The 19845-nt window shown below is 69.0% G+C and carries 18 protein-coding genes, 1 tRNA gene and 1 pseudogene; 15 read left to right on the forward strand and 5 right to left on the reverse strand.

Translation table 11 applies throughout. The features are described 5' to 3' along the window. The first annotated feature begins 99 nt into the window (after positions 1-99). Positions 100-1590: an Asp-tRNA(Asn)/Glu-tRNA(Gln) amidotransferase subunit GatB gene (gene gatB, locus EZH22_RS18875; RefSeq protein ID WP_203192033.1), complete on the forward strand. Its 1491-nt coding sequence runs from the start codon at positions 100-102 to the stop codon at positions 1588-1590. Positions 1591-1806: 216 nt separating this feature from the next. On the opposite strand, the gene lipB is transcribed toward gatB, so the two are convergent. Further along, positions 1807-2535: a lipoyl(octanoyl) transferase LipB gene (lipB, locus tag EZH22_RS18880; protein ID WP_203196624.1), complete on the reverse strand. Its 729-nt coding sequence runs from the start codon at positions 2533-2535 to the stop codon at positions 1807-1809. Positions 2536-2727: 192 nt separating this feature from the next. Here lipB and EZH22_RS18885 point away from each other — a divergent pair. Beyond that, a tRNA-Leu gene (locus tag EZH22_RS18885) sits at positions 2728-2812 on the forward strand. Between the two features lie 94 nt (positions 2813-2906). Here the strand turns inward: EZH22_RS18885 and EZH22_RS18890 are convergent. After that, positions 2907-3668: a polysaccharide deacetylase family protein gene (locus EZH22_RS18890; protein ID WP_203196625.1), complete on the reverse strand. Its 762-nt coding sequence runs from the start codon at positions 3666-3668 to the stop codon at positions 2907-2909. Between the two features lie 406 nt (positions 3669-4074). On the opposite strand from EZH22_RS18890, the gene mgtE reads away from it, so the two are divergent. From mgtE to EZH22_RS18940, 10 genes and pseudogenes are all read left to right on the forward strand, one after another. Then, positions 4075-5490 (forward strand): magnesium transporter, encoded by a 1416-nt coding sequence (mgtE, locus tag EZH22_RS18895; RefSeq protein WP_203192034.1) that lies wholly within the window; start codon positions 4075-4077, stop codon positions 5488-5490. 220 nt (positions 5491-5710) lie between these two features. Then, on the forward strand, positions 5711-7057 hold the full coding sequence (locus EZH22_RS18900; protein ID WP_203192035.1) for a diguanylate cyclase domain-containing protein: 1347 nt from the start codon (positions 5711-5713) through the stop codon (positions 7055-7057). Further along, complete coding sequence (locus EZH22_RS18905; RefSeq protein ID WP_203192036.1) at positions 7027-7854, forward strand: putative bifunctional diguanylate cyclase/phosphodiesterase; 828 nt, start codon at positions 7027-7029, stop codon at positions 7852-7854. The genes EZH22_RS18900 and EZH22_RS18905 overlap by 31 nt, the downstream gene beginning before the upstream one ends. A gap of 170 nt (positions 7855-8024) precedes the next feature. Beyond that, a pseudogene (gene folD, locus EZH22_RS18910) lies at positions 8025-8950 on the forward strand (bifunctional methylenetetrahydrofolate dehydrogenase/methenyltetrahydrofolate cyclohydrolase FolD). Between the two features lie 155 nt (positions 8951-9105). Then, positions 9106-9486 carry a 4a-hydroxytetrahydrobiopterin dehydratase gene (locus EZH22_RS18915; RefSeq protein WP_203192037.1) on the forward strand — a complete coding sequence of 127 codons (381 nt, stop codon included), beginning with the start codon at positions 9106-9108 and terminating at the stop codon, positions 9484-9486. Between the two features lie 27 nt (positions 9487-9513). Continuing rightward, entirely contained in the window at positions 9514-9978 is a 465-nt protein-coding gene (locus tag EZH22_RS18920; RefSeq protein ID WP_203192038.1) for a hypothetical protein, read from the forward strand. Between the two features lie 43 nt (positions 9979-10021). Beyond that, complete coding sequence (locus tag EZH22_RS18925) at positions 10022-11089, forward strand: aminotransferase class III-fold pyridoxal phosphate-dependent enzyme (protein ID WP_203192039.1); 1068 nt, start codon at positions 10022-10024, stop codon at positions 11087-11089. Between the two features lie 191 nt (positions 11090-11280). Continuing rightward, positions 11281-12270: a sialic acid TRAP transporter substrate-binding protein SiaP gene (locus EZH22_RS18930; protein ID WP_203192040.1), complete on the forward strand. Its 990-nt coding sequence runs from the start codon at positions 11281-11283 to the stop codon at positions 12268-12270. A 234-nt stretch (positions 12271-12504) separates the two neighbouring features. After that, positions 12505-13089: a TRAP transporter small permease gene (locus tag EZH22_RS18935; protein WP_203192041.1), complete on the forward strand. Its 585-nt coding sequence runs from the start codon at positions 12505-12507 to the stop codon at positions 13087-13089. Positions 13090-13092: 3 nt separating this feature from the next. Further along, entirely contained in the window at positions 13093-14499 is a 1407-nt protein-coding gene (locus tag EZH22_RS18940) for a TRAP transporter large permease (RefSeq protein WP_203192042.1), read from the forward strand. 12 nt (positions 14500-14511) lie between these two features. Here the strand turns inward: EZH22_RS18940 and EZH22_RS18945 are convergent, their stop codons facing one another. Continuing rightward, on the reverse strand, positions 14512-15381 hold the full coding sequence (locus tag EZH22_RS18945) for a PCC domain-containing protein (RefSeq protein ID WP_203192043.1): 870 nt from the start codon (positions 15379-15381) through the stop codon (positions 14512-14514). Between the two features lie 49 nt (positions 15382-15430). Continuing rightward, positions 15431-16504 (reverse strand): lysine-2,3-aminomutase-like protein, encoded by a 1074-nt coding sequence (locus tag EZH22_RS18950; protein WP_203192044.1) that lies wholly within the window; start codon positions 16502-16504, stop codon positions 15431-15433. A 137-nt stretch (positions 16505-16641) separates the two neighbouring features. On the opposite strand from EZH22_RS18950, the gene EZH22_RS18955 reads away from it, so the two are divergent. The 3 genes from EZH22_RS18955 (at position 16642) to EZH22_RS18965 (ending at position 19399) form a co-directional block, all read left to right on the forward strand. Next, positions 16642-16965 (forward strand): XdhC family protein, encoded by a 324-nt coding sequence (locus EZH22_RS18955; protein WP_203192045.1) that lies wholly within the window; start codon positions 16642-16644, stop codon positions 16963-16965. Positions 16966-17063: 98 nt separating this feature from the next. After that, the gene (locus tag EZH22_RS18960; protein WP_203192046.1) at positions 17064-17768 is read left to right on the forward strand and encodes an XdhC family protein; all 705 of its coding nucleotides are present in this window, start codon (positions 17064-17066) and stop codon (positions 17766-17768) included. After that, positions 17765-19399, forward strand: a complete 1635-nt coding sequence (locus EZH22_RS18965; RefSeq protein WP_203192047.1) for an NTP transferase domain-containing protein — start codon at positions 17765-17767, stop codon at positions 19397-19399. The genes EZH22_RS18960 and EZH22_RS18965 overlap by 4 nt, the downstream gene beginning before the upstream one ends. On the opposite strand, the gene EZH22_RS18970 is transcribed toward EZH22_RS18965, so the two are convergent. Continuing rightward, complete coding sequence (locus EZH22_RS18970) at positions 19380-19835, reverse strand: DUF488 domain-containing protein (protein WP_203192048.1); 456 nt, start codon at positions 19833-19835, stop codon at positions 19380-19382. The genes EZH22_RS18965 and EZH22_RS18970 overlap by 20 nt on opposite strands. Positions 19836-19845: the final 10 nt, after the last annotated feature.

Below are 19845 nucleotides of genomic sequence, written 5' to 3' on the forward strand. Positions count from 1 at the left end.
GCAGGATGAAGCTGGCGCGCCGCCCGTTGCCAGATGCCACCCGCCGGGTTTAACCAGACGCATGAGAGGCGGTCGAGCCGCCGACGCCATAGGACGACCATGACCCTTCACATGCGGCCCGCCGAGGCCAAGAAGCTCATTCCCGGCGCCACCGGCGACTGGGAGGTGGTGATCGGCATGGAAGTGCACGCCCAGGTCGCTTCCAATGCCAAGCTCTTCTCCGGCGCCTCCACCGCTTTCGGCGGCCCGCCCAACGACCACGTCTCGCTGGTGGATGCGGCCATGCCCGGCATGCTTCCGGTCATCAACAAGGAATGCGTCGCCCAGGCGGTGCGCACCGGGCTCGGCCTGAAGGCCGAGATCAACCTGACCTCGGTGTTCGACCGGAAGAATTACTTCTATCCGGACCTGCCGCAGGGCTACCAGATCAGCCAGTACCAGCAGCCCGTGGTGGGCGAGGGCGAGGTGATCGTCGATCTGCCGGACGGCGAGAGCATCACCGTTGGCATCGAGCGCCTGCATCTGGAGCAGGACGCCGGCAAGTCCATCCACGATTTGTCGCCGACCCTGTCCTTCGTGGACCTCAACCGCTCGGGCGTGGCGCTGATGGAGATCGTCTCCCGGCCCGATTTGCGCTCGTCGGAAGAAGCCAAGGCCTACGTGACCAAGCTGCGCACCATCCTGCGCTATCTGGGCACCTGCGACGGCGACATGGAGAAGGGCAACCTGCGCGCCGACGTGAACGTCTCGGTGCGCCGGCCGGGCGAGCCGCTCGGCACGCGCTGCGAGATCAAGAACGTCAACTCCATCCGCTTCATCGGCCAGGCCATCGAGGTGGAGGCCCGTCGGCAGATCGAGATTCTGGAGGACGGCGGCACCATCTCCCAGGAGACGCGCCTGTTCGACCCGAACAAGGGCGAGACGCGGTCCATGCGCTCCAAGGAAGAGGCGCACGATTATCGCTATTTCCCCGATCCAGACCTGCTTCCCCTCGTCCTGCACGCCGACTGGGTGGATGGCCTCGCCGCTGACTTGCCGGAACTGCCGGACGAGAAGAAGGCCCGCTTCATCGCCGAATATGGCCTCAGCCCCTATGACGCGGGCGTGTTGGTGGCGGAGCGTGAGACGGCGGACTATTTCGAGCAGGTGGTGGAAGGCGGTGGCTCCAGGCGCGACGGCAAGGCGGCGGCGAACTTCGTCATCAACGAGCTGTTCGGCCGCCTGAACAAGGAAGGCAAGGACGTCACTTCCTCGCCGGTGACGCCGTACCAGATCGGCGCCATCCTCGATTTGATCGCGGAAGGCACCATCTCCTCCAAGATCGCCAAGGACCTGTTCGAGATCGTCTTCACCGAGGGCGGCGATCCGCGCGTGGTGGTGGAAGCCCGCGGCATGAAGCAGGTGACCGACACGGGCGCCATCGAGAAGGTGGTGGACGAGATCATCGCCGCCAATCCGGACAAGGTGGCCCAGGTGCTGGCCAAGCCGACCATGCTCGGCTGGTTCGTCGGCCAGGCCATGAAGGCCTCCGGCGGCAAGGCCAACCCGCAGGCGCTGAACGAGATCCTGAAGGCGAAGCTGGGAATCTGAGGGGGCTTTCCAGCGGGCCTGCTGCCCTCGCGCTCTCGCGCCCCGGACGCATGCAGCGCATGCGGAATGCGAGCCGCGGCCCAGCGCAAGGGACCGCCGAAGGCGCTTCTCATCCCGCGGCTCTGACGCATGATCCGGTGCGCGGAAGTCTTGCGCTGGGCCCCGGATCAGCGCTCCGGCGGCGCCGTCGCTTGTCCGGGGCGCATTGCTGCACGCTCAAGCCAACGCCGCCCCCGGCGCTGTCGGCCCGAACACTTCCTCGAACGCCACCCGCATCACCGCGTCCACCTCCGCCATCGACACCGGCAGGCCGAGGTCGGCGAGGCTGGTGACGCCATGCTCGCGCACGCCGCAGGGCACGATGCCGCCGAAGTGGGAAAGATCCGGTTCCACGTTCAGCGAGATGCCGTGGAAGGTCACCCAGCGCCGCACGCGAATGCCGATGGCGGCGATCTTGTCCTCGCCGCCGCCCAGTCCATCGCTCCCCTGCCGCCGCACCCAGACGCCCACCCGGTCCTCCCGCCGCTCACCGGTGACGTTGAAGGCGGACAGCGTGCCGATGAGCCACGCCTCAAGCGCGCTCACATAACGCCGCACGTCCGGCGCGCGGCGCTTGAGGTCGAGCATCACATAGGCCACGCGCTGGCCGGGGCCGTGATAGGTGAACTGTCCGCCGCGCCCGGTCTCGTAGACCGGGAAGCGCGCATCGACGAGGTCCTCCGGCCGGGCGCTGGTGCCGGCGGTGTAGAGCGGCGGGTGCTCCAGCAGCCACACGCATTCCGCTGCCGTTCCCTCGGCGATGGCGGCGGCCCGCGCCTCCATGGCGGCAAGCGCCTCGGGGTAGGGGACGAGCCTTTCGCTGACGGCCCATTCGACGGGCGGGGTGGCGGCATCCGTGGGACGGAAGTCGGTTTCGAGGCTGGCGCGCGGCGTGGTGGCGGTCATGGAAGGATGCTTTAATCCATCCGGGCCGGCGGTCCAGTCCTTCGGCCCGGTGCAGGTCATCCACAGGGCCCAGGCGAGGTCTTGCGCCGGCTGCACGGGGCTCTTGTGGGCGCACATTCGATCTGTTAGACGATGGCCCCCGGCTGGGAGCGGTCCTTCAAACGGAACCCCTGGACGGTGCCATCCCTGACTGCGGTCGTGGCGGAATTGGTAGACGCGCTAGCTTGAGGTGCTAGTGGGGAGACCCGTGGAGGTTCGAGTCCTCTCGTCCGCACCAGTGGATCGGTGAGTTTCCGGCGCCCCGGTGCCAGTGACGAAAACGGCGGCCTTTGGGCCGCCGTTTTCGTTTCGGCGCCGGTTTTTATGTCGCCCTATGGCTGCGCGCCCTTCGGCACCATGTGCACCACCTTGAAGCCGCGGTCCGACAGCGCCCGCAGGAAGGCGGGAATCATGGCTGCGGTGTAGCTTTTGGTGTCGTGGAACAGGACGATGCCGCCGCCTGCCGCTTCAAGGCGCTTCAACACCAGATCGAGCTCGGCCTCGGGTGTCATCACGTTCCAGTCGCTCGCCCAGAAATCGGCGCCGAACACGGCGAACCCCTTCGCGTCGAGATAATCCAGCAGCTTCGGGGTCGAGGCGAAGCCGGGAAAGCGGAAGAACGGAGTGCGCGGCGTGCCGCCGCTCCCCCCGTAGGCGGCCGTCTCGTCTGCGGCGATGCCGCGCTCGATCTCCTTCACCGCGTCCTCGAAGGGCAGCTTGGCCAGGGTGGCCGAAGGGTGGGTCATGCTGTGATGGGCGATGGTGTGCCCCTCCGCCAGGGCCCGGCGCACCAGCTCCGGCCGCGCCCTCGCATTCTCGCCGATGAGGAAGAAGGTGGCGTGGACGCATTCCGCCTTGAGCGCGTCGAGCACGGCCGCGGTGGTCCTGGGCCAGGGACCGTCATCGAAGGTGAGCACCACCTCGCCCGGAGCCAGCGGCAGGGTCTGCGGGAACGATTTCGTGCCGACGCGCACGCCTTTGGGCTCCACCTCCAGCACCCGCGAGGTGCCGAGCGCATCGGGCCGGCCGGGGCAGGGGGCCGCGCCCGCGCCACCGGCACCGAGGCCGGCGAGAGGAAGAAGAAGGACGAGCATTGCGACCAGCCGCCGCATGTGGGGTGTCATCTCACCTGTCCGTTTCATCTTCACTGTCCCCCTGACCGCGCCGCCGTCCGGCCGGAGCAGGCTCCGCGCCGGTCGAGACCCGCCCGACGCCGGCCTTCCCCCCAGGCCGGGGACGGCCTGTAGGCCACCCCTTGGAGGAAAGAAAGGCGGGCGTGACACACGGGCCGGGCGGTGCCCGCGTGCCGGCGATCCTCGGACTTCTTCGCAGATGTGAAGCGCATGGCTTCACAAACGCCCGCAGGCCCTCTAGAGGCGGGGATGGGCTTCGATCCTCCATCCTCTCGCGATGGGATGTCCGGCCCGTCCCATCCCCGATATGCCCGGGCCGCGAGCGGCGCGGGCGCCCCACCCCCGCCTTCGAGACCGGGAGGAGCCCATGCGCGAGGATGCCGATCCCACCGCCGTGGACGGCGCCAGTGAGGCGCCGCCGGCGCGCGACGCCGAGGGCAACCTGTCCGGCGCCTTCCGGGATGCAGTCGAGGCCGCCATCGCCACCCGCGACGTGGACCGGCTGAAGGCGCTCACGGCGGACCTGCACGAAGCCGACATGGGCGACCTCATCGAGGAGCTGGACGGCGACGAGCGCCGCCGCCTCATCGAGTTGCTGGGGGATGCCTTCGACTTCACCGCGCTCACCGAGCTCGACGAGACGGTGCGCCTCGGCATCCTGCGCGGCCTCTCCCCGCTGACCATCGCGCGCGGCATGCGCGAGCTGGATTCCGACGACGCCGTCTACATCCTCGAGGACCTCGACGAGGGCGAGATGGCGGCCGTGCTGGAGCATCTGCCGGCGCCCGAGCGCGTCGCGCTGCAGCGCTCCCTCGACTATCCCGAGGAGAGCGCCGGCCGGCGCATGCAGACCGAGTTCATCGCCGTTCCGCCGTTCTGGACGGTGGGGCGCACCATCGACTACATGCGCGAGACGGTCGACCTGCCGGAGACCTTCTACGAAGTCTTCGTGGTGGATCCCGGCTACCGTCTCATCGGCTCCGTCTCCCTCGACCGCCTGCTGCGCACGCGGCGCCCCATGCTGGTCACCCAGGTGAAGGCCGATCAGCTCAAGGTGGTGAAGGCCTCGCAGGACCAGGAGGACGTGGCGCGCATGTTCGAGCGCTACAACCTCGTCTCCGCCCCCGTGGTGGACGATGCCGGGCGGCTCGTCGGGGTGATGACCATCGACGACGTGGTGGACGTGATCCAGGAGGAGGCGGACGAGGACCTGCGCGCCCTCGCCGGCGTCGGCAGCGACGAGGAACTCTCCGACACCGTGGGCTACACCGCGCGCAGCCGGCTGCCGTGGCTGGTGGTTAATCTCGGCACCGCCTTCGTCTCCGCCTCCATCATCGGCCTGTTCGAGGCCACCATCGAGAAGATGGTGGCGCTGGCCGTGCTCATGCCCATCGTCGCCTCCATGGGCGGCAATGCGGGCACGCAGACCATGACGGTTGCCGTGCGCGCCCTCGCGACGCGCGACCTCTCCAGTCACAATGCCCGGCGCATCGTCTCGCGCGAGGTGCTGGTGGGGCTTCTCAACGGGGTGATGCTCGCCACCCTCCTCGGCATCATCGCCGCCCTGTGGTTCTCCAACCTGCAGCTCGGCGCCGTGATCTCGGCGGCGCTGGTGATGAACATGATCGCGGCGGGACTGTTCGGCATCCTCATTCCGCTCGCCATCTCCCGGCTGAAACTGGATCCGGCCGTCGCGTCCGGAGTTTTCGTGACTATGGTTACCGATAGCGTCGGCTTCTTCGCCTTCCTTGGTCTTGCCACATTGTGGTTCGGAGCACGGTAGACGCAGACCTCCGTTCCGGACGGTCCGCGCCCCATATGTTCTTGCAGGGGCTCGCGATCTGAAAGACAAATCGTTCTGCCTCTGGCGCCGCATCAGGACGCGCGACGAGGCGGGCGGTTCCCGCCGGACGCCGCCACCGCGCGGTACCGGCGCGCGGGACGTTGGAGGAGGACAGGTCATCTCGAGATATCCGGGCATCGCCGCGGATCGCCGCCTTCTGGTGGGGCTTGTCGCCCTGGCACTGCTGGTGGCCGCGCTCGGCGCCGTCATCGTCATGGCGAGCCTGCGCAACGACCGGCAGTCGGCCGTGCGCGAGCGCCAGGCGCTGCTTGCCTCGCTGCGGGCCCACGAGACGGTGATGAAGCGGGCGCTGGCCACGGCCGAGAGTGAGCAGGCTACGCTGAGCGCATTGTCGAACGGGGATCTCGCACGTGTGCACGAGCGCTTCGGCCGGCGGCTGAATGACGGGTTCGGCTTCGAATTCGTCTACATCACCGATGCCAAGGGCAACGTGATCTATTCGTCGGAGAACGGGAAGGAAGGCTCCGTTGCTGCATTTGCCTGGATCCGCCCCGCTGTCGAGCGGGCGATGGCGGAAGGGCGAGAGGCGATGCGCAGCGGCTTTGTCGCCAGCGGCGGCGGAGTTTCCGGCCTCATGGTGGCGCGGCCTTTCGAGGAGAAGGAATCCAAGCTCAACGTGGCCCAGCCCCTGCTGGCGGTCACCGTGGACGTGGTCGATCCCGATTTCCTGAAGGAGCTGGGGGAACCCGCCAGCCTGGAGAACGTGCAACTGCACCCCGGCGAGAGCGGATCGGGTGATCCGAGGACCGTCTTCGTCCCCAACCTGTATGACGGCTCCGAGGCGCGGCTGGTGTGGCGCAGCATGGGGGCCGGCCGCGGCATGGTGCGCGAGCTGCTGCCGGTGGCGACCATCTTCATCGGGTTGCTGGCGGCGATCTTCCTGGCTCTCATGATCCGAGCCCAGCGCATGGCGAAGGAGCTCGCCGACAGCGAGGCCCGAGTGCGCGAGATGGCGCATCAGGATTTTCTGACCGGGCTCGCCAACCGCGGCTGCTTCCTGGAGGAGCTTGAGGCCGCCCTGGCGCAGCGGCGGGAGGGGGAGACCCTCGCGCTGCTCTTCATCGATCTCGACGGCTTCAAGGAAATCAACGACAGCGCCGGCCATGCCGCAGGGGACAAGCTCCTGTGCGAGGTCGCGGTGCGGCTGCGCGCGGCGCTCGGGGACAACGGCATCGTCGCCCGCTTCGGTGGGGATGAGTTCGTCATGCTCACCAAGTGCCGGGAGCCCGGCGACGTCGACGCCCTCGGGGCCCGCATCTTCAAGGCGCTCGAACCGCCGGTGCAGGCGGAGGGAGAGGCGGTGAGCATCAGCGCCTCGATGGGCGCGGCCTGCGCCCCGCAGGATGCCACCTCGGGCTCCGAGCTGCTGCGCTTCGCCGATATCGCCCTCTACCGGGCGAAGGCGGGGGGCGGGGCGTCCTGCGCAGGTTCGAGGCGAAGTTCGAACGCGAGCAGGTGCAGCGCCGGCAGATCACGGTGGACCTGACCGCGGCGCTCGAACGCGGCGAGCTGTCACTGCTCTACCAGCCGGTGGTCGACCTGGAGACCGGCCGCATCGTGGGGTTCGAGGCGCTGGCGCGGTGGGACCACCCCACGCGCGGGCGGCTGCCGCCGTCAGATTTCGTGCCGGCGGCGGAGGAGAGCCAGCTCATCGCCGCCATCGACCTGCACGTGCTGCGCCGGGCCTGCGTGGAGGCGCGCGCGCTCGGACACACGACCCTCGCCGTGAACATGTCGCCTGTCACCCTGAGGTCCACCGGTGTCATCCGTCGCATCCTCGAGACCATGCGCGAGACGGGCTTCGACCCGCGGCGGCTCGAGATCGAGATCACGGAAAGCGCGGTGCTCCTGCCTTCGCCGGAAGTGCAGACCGGCCTGGATGACCTGCGCGATACGGGCGTCCGGCTCGCCCTCGACGATTTCGGCACCGGCTACGCCTCGGTCGTGCACGTGCGTCGCTTTCCCATCTCCAAGATCAAGATCGACAAGGACTTCATCTTCAAGCTGGGGCAGGACCCGGACGCGGCGGCGATCGTCGAGTACAAGGTGCGCGTCGGCCGCTCCCTCGGCATCATCGTGACGGCGGAGGGCGTCGAGACGCCGGACCAGCTGCGGTTCCTGCGCAGCATCGGCATGCAGGAGGCCCAGGGCTACCTGTTCGCGCCGCCGCTGCCGCTGGCCGCCGCCGTGGCCATGCTGGAGCGGGAGGCGGAGGGTGGTCCGCTCCTGGTCCCCACGGCGCCGGGCGACGTGGTCTCCCCGCTGCGCCCCGGGGTGCGATAGTTGCATTTTATTCTTTATGAGAAAATTTTTATCCTTATAAGGCGCATCGGCTCGCCGTGGCGTCGCAGGTCGTCCTTAGCCCTTGCGTCGGGATGTTTCGGTGCGGAGAAACGGCAAGCCGTGAACGGAGCGCGCCGCGATCATGCGGGGTCGCGCTCCCACACATCGCAATGCCGGCGTCCGTTCCGGGACATCCGGCCCCGAGCCATGGGGGATGCTTCGTGATCGAGACCAAGCCCATCGACGGAAAGGCGTTCGCAGCCGGCCTCAGGGCCCGCGTCGCGGAGGAGGTGGCGCAGCTCGGCGCGCGCGCGGGCCTCAAGCCCGGCCTTGCCGTCGTCCTGGTGGGGGAAGACCCGGCGAGCCAGGTCTATGTGCGCAACAAGGCGGCACAGACGGCCGAGGCCGGCATGGCCTCCTTCGAGCACAAGCTGCCCGTCGACACGCCAGAGGAAACGCTCCTGGCGCTGATCGCCACGCTGAACGCGGACCCGGCGGTCAACGGCATCCTGGTGCAGCTGCCGCTGCCACCGCAGATCGATGCCATGAAGGTGCTCTCCACCATCGATCCGGCCAAGGACGTGGACGGCTTCCACGTGGTGAATGCCGGCCGCCTCGCGGTGGGCCTCGATGCCCTTGTGCCGTGCACGCCGCTCGGCTGCGTGCTGTTGCTGAAGCACCATCTCGGCAACCTCGCCGGCCTGAAGGCCGTGGTGGTGGGCCGCTCCAACATCGTCGGCAAGCCGGCGGCACAGCTCCTGCTGAAGGAGGACTGCACCGTCACCATCGCCCATTCGCGCACCCGCGACCTGCCGGGGGAATGCCGCACCGCCGACATCCTCGTGGCCGCGGTGGGCCGGCCGGAAATGGTGCGCGGCGACTGGATCAAGCCGGGCGCCACGGTGATCGACGTGGGCATCAACCGCATTCCGAAGGCGGACGGCAAGACCCGGCTGGTGGGGGACGTGGCCTATGCCGAGGCCCAGGGCATCGCCGGGCTCATCACTCCGGTGCCGGGGGCGTCGGCCCCATGACCATCGCCTGCCTGCTCCAGAACACGCTGACGGCGGCCAAGCGGCAGGCTGGCATCGCCTGAGGTGGAGGCGGCGCCTCGGAGCGGGCGCCACCCCTCACCCCAACCCTCTCCCGCAGGGAGAGAGGGGGGTGGTCATGCCTGAAGGGACCAATCCGCCGCGCGAATAGCGCATAATGTGCGCCGGAGACACCGCCTCCCGTCCCGAGGAGACATTCATGACCATCGACCGCAAGGCCACCTTCACCCCCGAGGAGATCGTGGCGCGTCTGAAAGCGGAGCTGCCGCACTGGCGCTACGAGGACGGCTGGATCCGCCGCACCTACAAGACCAACAGCTGGAAGGGCACGCTCATGGTGATCAACACCGTGGGCCATCTCGCCGAGGCCGCCTGGCACCATCCCGACCTCACCGCCTCCTATGCCTGGGTGGAGGTGCGCCTGCAGTCGCACGATGCCAAAGGCATCACGGTGCGCGACTTCGCTTTGGCGAAGAAGATCGAGGAGGTGGTGCAGTGGCAACCCGGCGCAGCGGAGAACGCGCCGCTGGAGGGCACGCCGCAGCATGACCTCAGGTTCGCTTATGTGAAATACGACTGAGGCGAAGACAAAGGGCAGGGGAGACAGATGAAGGGCAGCTACGACGACATCGTGTCCCGGATCGCCGATCCGATCCTCTGGTACGATGAGCACGGCGTGCCGCGCTATGTGCCGTTCGCGCCGCACCTGAAGTCGGACATTTATGCGCAGGAGGCCGCGCTGGTGGAGGTGGTCTGCCAGGCCTGCCGGCGCTCTTTTTTCGTCTGCTGCTCCCGCGTTGAAGACCGCGACAGACGCCCTTCCACCGTGGCCGCGCAGATCCGTGCCAATGACGATGGGCTCTATCATGACCCGCCCTGCCACACGACGGAGATCGAGCGGCGGACCGGCATGGGCGGCTGCATGGCGGGCGAGAGTATGACCACCCTCGGTGTACGGGTGGCCGAATACTGGCATCGCACCGCCAGCATGCGGTGGGAACGCGATCCAGCCCTCGAAATCACGTTCACCCATGACGACTATTCGCGGCGGCTCATCGCTGAAAAGTGGTAGACTGCCCGCATTCTTTGATGACTTGCGTGGCAGGAGATTTCGAGTGCCGGATGATCGTGACAGCGCGTCGCCGACGCGCGTGCAGGAGTTGTCCGAAAGTCCTGCTGCGGACGGCACTGAGCCGCTTGTCCTCCCGCTGGACTTCTCCGGCACCTGCCTTGTGCCGCTGACGCCGGAGGACGGCCTGCCGGCCGACCCGTCGACCCTTGCCGCGCTGCTCGTCGCTCATTCCTTCGGCGATGCCGCGCTCCTCCTGCCCTCGGCCACGGCCGCCCGCCGGGTGATGCTGGAGACCCTGCGCACCCACCACCGCGTCGCTGGCCGGCCGAAGCGGCGCCATCTCCTCGTCTGCGCCGGGCCGGAGCCGCTGCCGCCGGAATTCGCCGGCGATGTAGAGGTGTCGCGGGTGCCGGAGGACATCGGCGCCATCCGCGCCGAGATCGGCCCGCGCACGGCCGGTATCCTGGTTTCGCCGGTGCGCCTCGCGGGTGGAATCGAATTGCTCCCCGGCGCCTTCCTCGCCGAGCTGCGGGAGAGCGCGGACGAATATGGCCTCGCGCTCGTCTTTGACGAGAGCGACGGCGGCCTCGGCCGCACCGGCATGGCCTTCGCCCACGAATGGACCGGGGTGACGCCCGATCTGATGCTGGTGGGGGAGGGGGCGGGCGTGCCCCTCGCGGCCCTCGTGCTCACCGTCAAGGTGGCCCGCGGCCTGCCCGGGTCCCTGCCGCAGGTGTCGCCGGATGCGCTGGTCGCGGCGGCCCCGGTGATCGGCGCGGCGCTTGCGCCGGGCTTCGAGGCGCGCGTGCAGAGCCTCGGCTGGCTGCTGGAGGATCGCCTTGCCAGCCTGCGCTACCGGCGCCCGGATCTGTTCACGGGCCTCGTCGGCACCGGGCTGATGCAGGGCCTCGTCTGCGCCGCCCCGGCGGAAGACCTGGCGCGGCGCCTCGCGGCGGAAGGCCTTCTGGTGCGGGCCGCGGGTGATGTGCTGGCGTTTCTGCCGCCGCTGAACGTGGGTGAGGCGCAGATCATCGCGGCGGCCGACCGCCTGGACGAGGTGGTCGCGGCAATGGAGGCGGCGCCGGCCGGATCCGCCTGCGTCGTGACCTGACCGGCGACCCCGCCCCGCCCCGCCGCCCGCAACACCCCTTGCCCGAGGTCGCGCGAATTGTACGATGGAACAACCGCGGGCAGGCTTGCAATCTGTGATCAAAACGATTTAATCGACGCAGGACTGCCATTTGCGCGGATCTAAAAAGAGCAGGCGGAACACCGCCGCGACAAAAGATTGGGAGGAACAGCATGCTCAATTTTCGCCGTGGCCTTACGGCCGCGCTCGCCGTGCTTGCATTGGCGGCCGTGGCCGGCCCCGCGGGTGCCCAGACCAAGCTGAAATGGGCGCACGTCTACGAACCCTCGGAGCCGTTCCACACCGCGTCCGTCTGGGCGGCGGGCGAGATCGCCAAGCGCACCAACGGACGCTACCAGATCGATGTCTATCCCTCCTCGCAGCTCGGCAAGGAGAGCGACATCAACCAGGGCCTGGCGCTGGGCACCGTGGACATGATCATCTCCGGGTCGAGCTTCGCCGGAAAGGCCTATCCGCCCATCGGCGTCACCTACTATCCCTACACCTTCCGCGATGCGGAGCACCTGCTGGCTTATGCCAAGAGCGACGTCTTCAACGAGCTCGCCAAGGGCTATGAGGACAAGACCGGCAATCACATCGTCGCCGTCACCTATTATGGCGTGCGCCAGGCCACCTCCAACAAGCCGTTCAAGACCTGCGCCGAGATGAAGGGCCTCAAGATCCGCGTGCCCGACGCCCCGGCCTACCTCGCCATGCCCAAGGCCTGCGGCGCCAACATCGCGCCCATCGCCTTCGCCGAGGTCTATCTGGCGCTGCAGAATGGCACCGTGGATGCGCAGGAAAACCCGCTCACCACCATCGAGGCGAAGAAATTCTACGAGGTGCAGAAGAACATCATCCTCACCGGCCACATCGTCGACCACCTCAACACGGTGATCTCCGGCGGCCTGTGGAAGAAGCTCTCGCCCGAGGACCGCAAGATCTTCACCGAGGTGGCGCAGGAAGCGGCGGCGCGGGCGACGGCGGAAGTGGCGAAGCGCGAGAAGGAACTGCTCGACATCTTCAAGCAGAAGGGCCTCACCGTGATCGAGGTGGATACGGCCGACTTCCGCGACACGGTGATGAAGAACATCACGTTCGAGAGCTTCGGTTACCGCAAGGCGGACTGGGACCGCATCCAGGCGGTCAAGAGCAACATGTGAGCGGACGAAGGCCCAGCCCCTTCCGACGTGCTCCCTCTCCCCTTGCGGGAGAGGGCCGGGGTGAGGGCTATGCCTCCCCTTGTCCCTGCCGCAGGTGTCTTGAAGTCGGCGCCTTCACCCCTCCCCCTGCCCCTCTCCCGCAAGGGGAGAGGGGAGCGCCATCGGTTGGCGCGCAAGCGTTCGGCCGTCCGATCCGCCAGGCCGGCCCCATCCCCTTCCAGTCCGGACCCTCCGATGGCCCATGAAGTCCATACCCGCGTCACCGGCGAGGAACTCGCCCACACCTTCGACCAGCCGCAGGACGAGGTGGACCTTTCCGTCTATGCGGTGGAGGACTGGGTCACGCTGGTGATCTTCTGGGGCATGGCGGGGCTGGTCTTCACCCAGTTCTTCACCCGCTACGTGCTGAACGACAGCTTCGCCTGGACCGAGGAGCTCGCCACCTACTGCCTCGTGGCGGTGGTGTTCATCGGCGCCGCCATGTGCGTGCGCCTGTCGCGGCACATCCAGGTGGACCTGCTCTATCGCTTCCTGCCGCCCAAAGCTGGGCGAGCGATGGCGCTCTTGGTGGACCTCGTGCGCACTGCCTTCATCGCCTACGGCGTCTGGCTGATGGTGCGCTACATCTCGCTCGTGGGCGACGAGCCCATGGTGATGGTGGATGCCCCCAAGAGCGTCGTCTACTACGCCGTGCTGTTCGGCTTCGTGATGATGCTGGTCCGCTCCGTGCAGGTGACGGTGGGCAACGTGCGCCGCGGATATTCCGTGTTGGAGCGGCCCGAAGCCTTCGACGGCACCCTCGACCACAAGGGGGACTGAGCCATGTGGCTGCTCATCGGCGCCTTCCTCTTCCTCATGGTGTGCGGGGTCCCGGTGGCCATCTCCATGGCCGGCTCCTCGCTCATCTACATCCTCGTCTCCGGCAGCGTGCCGGACGTGGTCATCGCCCAGCGCATGATCGCCGGCGTGGAGAGCTTTCCGCTGCTGGCGGTGCCCTTCTTCATCCTCGCCGGCAACCTCATGAACATCGCCGGCGTCACCGGCCGCATCTATGCCTTCGCCGTCGCCCTGGTGGGCTGGATGCGCGGTGGACTCGGGCAGGTGAACATCATCGGCTCGGTGATCTTCTCCGGCATGTCGGGCACCGCCATCGCCGACGCGGCCGGGCTCGGCACCATCGAGATCAAGGCCATGAAGGACCATGGCTATTCCACCGAGTTCTCGGTCGGCGTCACCGCCGCCTCGGCGACGCTCGGCCCCATCATCCCGCCGAGCCTGCCGTTCGTGATCTACGGCATGCTCGCCAACGTCTCCATCGGCGCGCTGTTCCTCGGCGGGGTGGTGCCCGGCGTGGTGATGACGCTGCTGATGATGATCACCGTGGCCTATTTCGCCCGGCGCAACGGCTGGGGCTCGGATGCCGCCTTCTCCTGGCGCCAGATCATCTCGGCCGGCACCGAGGTGGTGGTGGTGCTGGCCTTCCCGGTGGCGGTCTATGTGATGATCGAGCTGGGCCTGTCCACCAATGCCGCCGTGCTCGTCGCCCTGGCGGCCCTGGTGGCGCTGGACTGGTATTTCGACTTTTCCGCCGTGATGGCGCTGATGACGCCGGTCATCCTCATCGGCGGCATGACGCTGGGCTGGTTCACGCCCACCGAGGCGGCGGTGGCGGCGGTGATCTGGTCGCTGTTCCTCGGCCTCGTGCGCTACCGGTCCATGACCTTCCGCACCCTGGCCAAGGCGACGTTCGACACCATCGAGACCACCGCCTCGGTGCTGTTCATCGTCACGGCGGCCTCCATCTTTGCCTGGCTGCTCACCGCCAGCCAGGCGGCGCAGATGCTCTCCGACGCCATCCTTGGCTTCACCCAGAACAAATGGGTGTTCCTGGCGCTCGCCAACCTGCTCATCCTGTTCGTGGGCTGCTTCATCGACACCATCGCGGCCATCACCATCCTGGTGCCGATCCTCCTGCCCATCGTGCTCAAGCTCGGCATCGACCCGATCCATTTCGGGCTGGTGATGACGCTGAACCTGATGATCGGCCTCCTGCACCCGCCGCTGGGCATGGTGCTGTTCGTGCTGGCGCGGGTGGCGAAGCTGTCGGTGGAGCGCACCACCATCGCCATCCTGCCGTGGCTGGTGCCGCTGATGATCGCGCTCCTGGCCATCACCTACATCCCGGCGCTCACCTTGTGGCTGCCGCAGACGATGGGGCTCGGGAAATAGGGGCAGGGCTGCTTACGGAGCAGCCTCCTCCACCGCTAGCTCGAAGGTGATCAGCACCGGATTGTCGCCGCGCACGAGGCGGCCCTGCGCCAGCACGCCGCTCATCCCCACCAGCGAGAGGGAGATGTCGGCCACCAGCGCCCCCGTGGCGTCCGGCGCGACGACACCGGAGGTGACGAAGACTTCCGTGGCGTAGTCGTTGACCGCCGGGGCATCCGAGAAGCGCGCGCCGATGATGCTGCCGACCCCGCCGCGCATCCGCCCGGCGGCAAAGCCGTGCCGCCGGCACAGCTCCTCCACGGCGTGGAAGAGGTCCACGTTCGGCCGCACCCGGGCAAACGCGATGCGCGGGCCATCCGTGGCGGGAGCCCTGACGGCGTGGGGCGTGAACAGGGGGAAGTTGGTTTCCGGATCGAAGTCGGCGGTGGTCTCCACCTCGGCCGCCCCATAGGCGCGGGCACGGATGGGCGCCGCCACGATGGTGTCGTGCGGCATGATGTGGCCGCAGTGCCGGCTGCCGTCGGGCTCGATCCAGAAGGCGTGACAGTGGATGAAGGACGCCCCGTCCTTGCGGCCAAAGGTGACGTTGCCATGTTCCAGCCGCGTCGTGCCCTGCGGGGTGAAAGGTGCGCTGTACCAGGCCGCGTGGGTGGCGTCGGGGGAGGCGGCGGGCATCACATAGGTGAAGGGACCGAGAGCTCCGCCGGATATTTCAACCTGCGCGGCGCTGAAGCCGGTTTCCAGCAGCGGTCCGGTGATGGCGGCATTGAGGGTGAGGCCGGGCTGAAGCGTGAAATCGAGCACCCGCAGGCTGCCGACGGCGCTCTCCATGCGCCCCTGCGCTTCAGGTCCCGGCTGCTGCACCCGGCGCGGCTCCCCCATGGCGTCCTCCCGTTTCTTGTTCCCGCGATAGCACGGGTGGAAGGCCCCATCACCCCTGCGGCGGATAAAGATGCACGTCGCCGCAATTGTCGGTGACGGCGAGGCGGTCGCCGGCGGCGTCCAGATGCACGGGCGTCAGCGGCACCTTCCCGGCGCCGCCGGGAATGTCGAGCACGTAGGTGGGCATGGCGATGCCGGAGAGGCGGCCGCGCAGGGCGCGCATCAGCGCCTGCCCCTCGCCGACGCCGAGGCGGAAATGGGCGGTGCCGGGGGCGAGGTCCGGATGGTGCAGGTAATAGGGCTTCACCCGGCATTCCACCAAGGCGCGGAACAGGTCGGCGAGGGTCGCCGCATCATCGTTCACGCCCCGCAGCAACACCGACTGGGACAAAAGCGGGATGCCCGCGTCCGCCATCCGCGCCAGGGCGGAGCGGGCCTGCGGGGTCAGCTCACGCGCATGGTTCACGTGAACCGCCACATAGCTCGCCACGCCCGGCGCCTTCAGCGATCGGACGAAGGCGTCGCTCACCCGCTCCGGCGCGGCGATGGGCACGCGGGTGTGGAACCGCAGCACCTTCACGTGCTCGATGGCGGCAAGGCGCGCCACCGCCTCGGCCATGCGGCGCGGGGACAGCATGAAGGGATCGCCGCCGGTGAGGATCACCTCCCAGATCTCGGGATGGGCGGACAGATAGGCATAGGCCGCCTCCAGCGTCTCGGGCGCGAGGGCGGAGGCGGCGCCCGGGCCGACCATTTCGCGGCGGAAGCAGAAGCGGCAATAGACGGCGCAGACGCTGACGATCTTCAGTAGCGCCCGGTCGCGATAGCGATGGACGATGCCGGGCACCGGGCTGTGCGCGTCGTCGCCGATGGGATCGGCGCGCTCTTCGGGGCGCAGCTCCAGCTCGCGCGGATCGGGCACGAACTGGCGGGCGATGGGGTCGGCCGGATCGGTCCGGTCGATGGCGCCGGCCAAGGCCGGCGTGATGGCCACCGCATAGCGTTCGGCCACCGCCGCGAGCCCGGCGCGGGCGCTCGCGTGCGCGAGGCCGGCGGCGAGGAGGTCGTCGGGGGTGCGGAGCGTTCCGGTATCGCGGGCGGGCAGGGGCAGCAGGTTCGGCATCACGGGATCTAAGGGGCGCGGCATCAGACGGCGCAGGAGCCGGCGCACCCACTGGCGCCGCCGCCGCGAATGCGCACCTATATAGAAATGCGCCGCGCCGGGCCAGTTCGGGCCGGCGCGGGCTGAGGAGAGATCCGATGGACGTGACCGAAGGCGATGTTCTTGCCGCCGCCGAGCGCTGGCGCCGCGAGGGGCGGGGTGTTGCCCTCGCCACCGTGCTGGAGACCTGGGGTTCCGCGCCGCGCCCGGTGGGCAGCCGCTTGGTGATCGACGCGGACGGCAATTTCCTCGGCTCCGTTTCCGGCGGATGCGTGGAGGGTGCTGTGGTGGGCGAGGCGGCGGAGGTGATCGCCTCCGGCGCGTCGAGGACGCTGGAGTTCGGTGTCGCCGACGAGACCGCCTGGAAAGTGGGCCTGTCCTGCGGCGGCAAGATCGCCGTCTATGTGGAGCGGGTGGACTGAGGCGGATGCCCCGGATGACGCGGCGCGTTTCGCGTTATATTCAATGGGGAAGATGATCGTCGGTTCCGGCCGGAACGCCCCGAGGGAGGATGTTTGTCATGCGCCTCGACCTTCTCGCCGCCCTGAATGCCGAGCGCGCCGCGCGCCGCCCGTTCGTGCTCGTGACCGAGATGGAAGGCGGCGCCCAGCGCCTTGTCACCCAGGCGAGCCTGTCCGCCGACCCGCTGGCCGGCCTCCTCCGCGCCGCCCTCGGCGAGCGGCGCAGCCGCATGGTGGGCGAGGGGGCGGAGCGCGCTTTCCTCGCGGTGGACGTGCCGGCGCCGCGCATGCTCGTCATCGGCGCCGTCCACATCTCGCAGGCGCTCGCGCCCATGGCACGCATCGCCGGCTTCGACGTGACCATCCTCGATCCGCGCACCGCCTTCGCCACGCCGGAGCGGTTCCCGGACGTGCCGGTGATCGGGGAATGGCCGGACCTTGCTTTGCCGGCCTACGGGATTGATCCCTTCACCGCCCTGGTGGCCCTGACCCATGATCCCAAGATCGACGAGCCGGCGATTGCCGCCGCGCTCCAGGTGGGATGCTTCTATGTGGGTGCCCTCGGCTCGCGCCGCACCCACGCAAAGCGCGTGGAGCGGCTGGCGGCGGGCGGCATCCCGCCGGCCGCCATCGCCCGCATCCATGCTCCCATCGGTCTCGACCTTGGGGCGGCGAGCCCGGCGGAGATCGCGGTGGCGGTGCTGGCTGAGGTCATCCGCGCCCTGCGGCTCGGCGCGGCGGAAGCGGAAGGAGCCGTGGCTTGAAATTCGGCCCGCTCCCGCTCTCAGACGCGGAAGGCGCCATCGCCGCCCATTCGGTGCGGCTCGACGGCGGCGTGATCAAGAAGGGCACGCGCCTTGGACGATCGGAGATCGCGCGCCTCGCCGCCGCCGGCTTCAGCGATGTGATCGCGGCGCACCTCGAGCCGGGGGACGTGCCGGAGGATGTGGCCGCGCGAACCTTGGCCGAGGCCGTGGCCGGCGCGCACGTGCGGGTCAATGCGCCGTTCACCGGCCGCGCGAACCTCTATGCCGACGTGGCCGGCGTGCTTCGCGTTTCGGATGCCGCGCTGGATGCGTTCAACGGCGTGGACGAGGCCATCACCCTCGCCACCCTGCGCGACCTCTCCGCCGTCGCGGTGGGGGACATGGTGGGAACGGTGAAGATCATCCCCTACGGGGTGTCCTCCATCCTGGTGGAGGCGGCGGCGCGGGAGGCCGGCGGCCTCCTTGCCGTCGCGCCGTTCCGGCTGCGCAAGGTGGGCGTGATCTCCACCTTGCTGCCTGGCCTCGCCGCCAAGGTGGTGGAGAAGACCCTTGCGGTCACCCGCGCCCGTCTCGCGCCCACCGGCGCGGTGATCCGGAGCGAGCGCCGCACGCCGCACGAGGCGGCGCCGCTGGCGCAGGCGATCCGCTCCGCCGTGGCGGACGGGGCGGAGTTGGTCATTGTCTTCGGCGCCTCGGCCATCGCCGACCGCAACGACGTGATCCCCTCGGCCCTGGTCGCTGCCGGGGGCGAGGTGGTCCGCCTCGGCATGCCGGTGGACCCGGGCAACCTCCTGATGCTGGGCCGGCTCGGCACGGTCCCCGTGCTTGGGGCGCCGGGCTGCGCGCGCAGCCCGAAGGAGAACGGCTTCGACTTCATCCTCGCGCGCCTCCTCGCGGGCCTCGAGGTGACATCGCGCGACATCGCCCGGATGGGACCCGGCGGGCTCCTCACCGACATCGCCGCCCGCCCGCATCCGCGGGCCGAGGGGGAGGCGAGCGAAGCCGCGGGCTTCGCCGCCGTCATCCTCGCGGCGGGGCGGAGCTCGCGCATGGGAGGCGGGGTGAACAAGCTCGTTGCCGAGGTGGGGGGCGTGCCGGTCATCCGCCGGGTGGCACAGGCGGCGCTCGCCTCGCGGGCGCGGCCCGTCATCGTCGTCACCGGCCATGAGGGCGAGCGCATCGGTGCCGCCCTCTCCGGGCTCGACGTGCGGCTGGTGCACAATGCCGATTATGCCACCGGAATGGCCTCCTCCCTGCGGATGGGCATTGCGGCCGTGCCCGAGACGGCGGCGGGCGCGCTCGTGGTGCTGGGCGACATGCCCCTGGTCGGTCCGGACCTGCTCGACCGGCTGATGGCGGCCCATGCGCCGGACGAGGGGCGCTTCATCGCCGTTCCGGTGGAGGGGGGCCAGCGCGGCCATCCGGTGCTGTGGTCGCGGCGCTATTTCGCCGACCTCGGCGCGCTGGAGGGTGACGTGGGGGCCCGGCACGTCCTTGCCGCCAATGCCGAGGTGGTGGCCGAGGTGGCAGTGGAAGGCGCGGGCGCCTTCCTCGACGTGGATACCCCCCATCTCCTCGCCGAGGCGCGGGCGGTGGCGGGGAAGGCGGTCAGAACGGAGCCGGCGTGAGGTGGGTGACGCCGATGTCAAGGCGCTCGCACATCCATTCGGCGAGGCGCAGGCGGTGGCAGCCCTCCACATGCCGCTCGTAGCAGAGCAGGCAAAGGCGCCGGCCCTTTGCCAGATCGGCCAGTTCCTCCAGCGCCGCCTGCGCGGGGGCGGTGGCGAGGTGCGCGTCATAGATGCGCATGAGGCTGTCGTGGTCACCGCTGCGGGCGGCGAGCCGGCCCTCCTTCGGCGTGCCGAGCGCCCTCAGGTGCACATAGGCGATGCCGTGTTCGGCGATGCCCGCCGCAAGCGCGGTCTTGGAGAAGCCGGGCCGGCGCGATGCCGCTACCGCCCGCACGTCCACAACAAGGTCCACCTTCGCGTCGCTCAGCGCCGACTGGAAGGCCGAGGGCGTGCTCTGCTCATAGCCGATGGTGAAGAGGGAAGTCGCGCTCATCGCCCGATCA

This window comes from Xanthobacter dioxanivorans (assembly GCF_016807805.1).
Classification (GTDB): domain Bacteria; phylum Pseudomonadota; class Alphaproteobacteria; order Rhizobiales; family Xanthobacteraceae; genus Xanthobacter; species Xanthobacter dioxanivorans.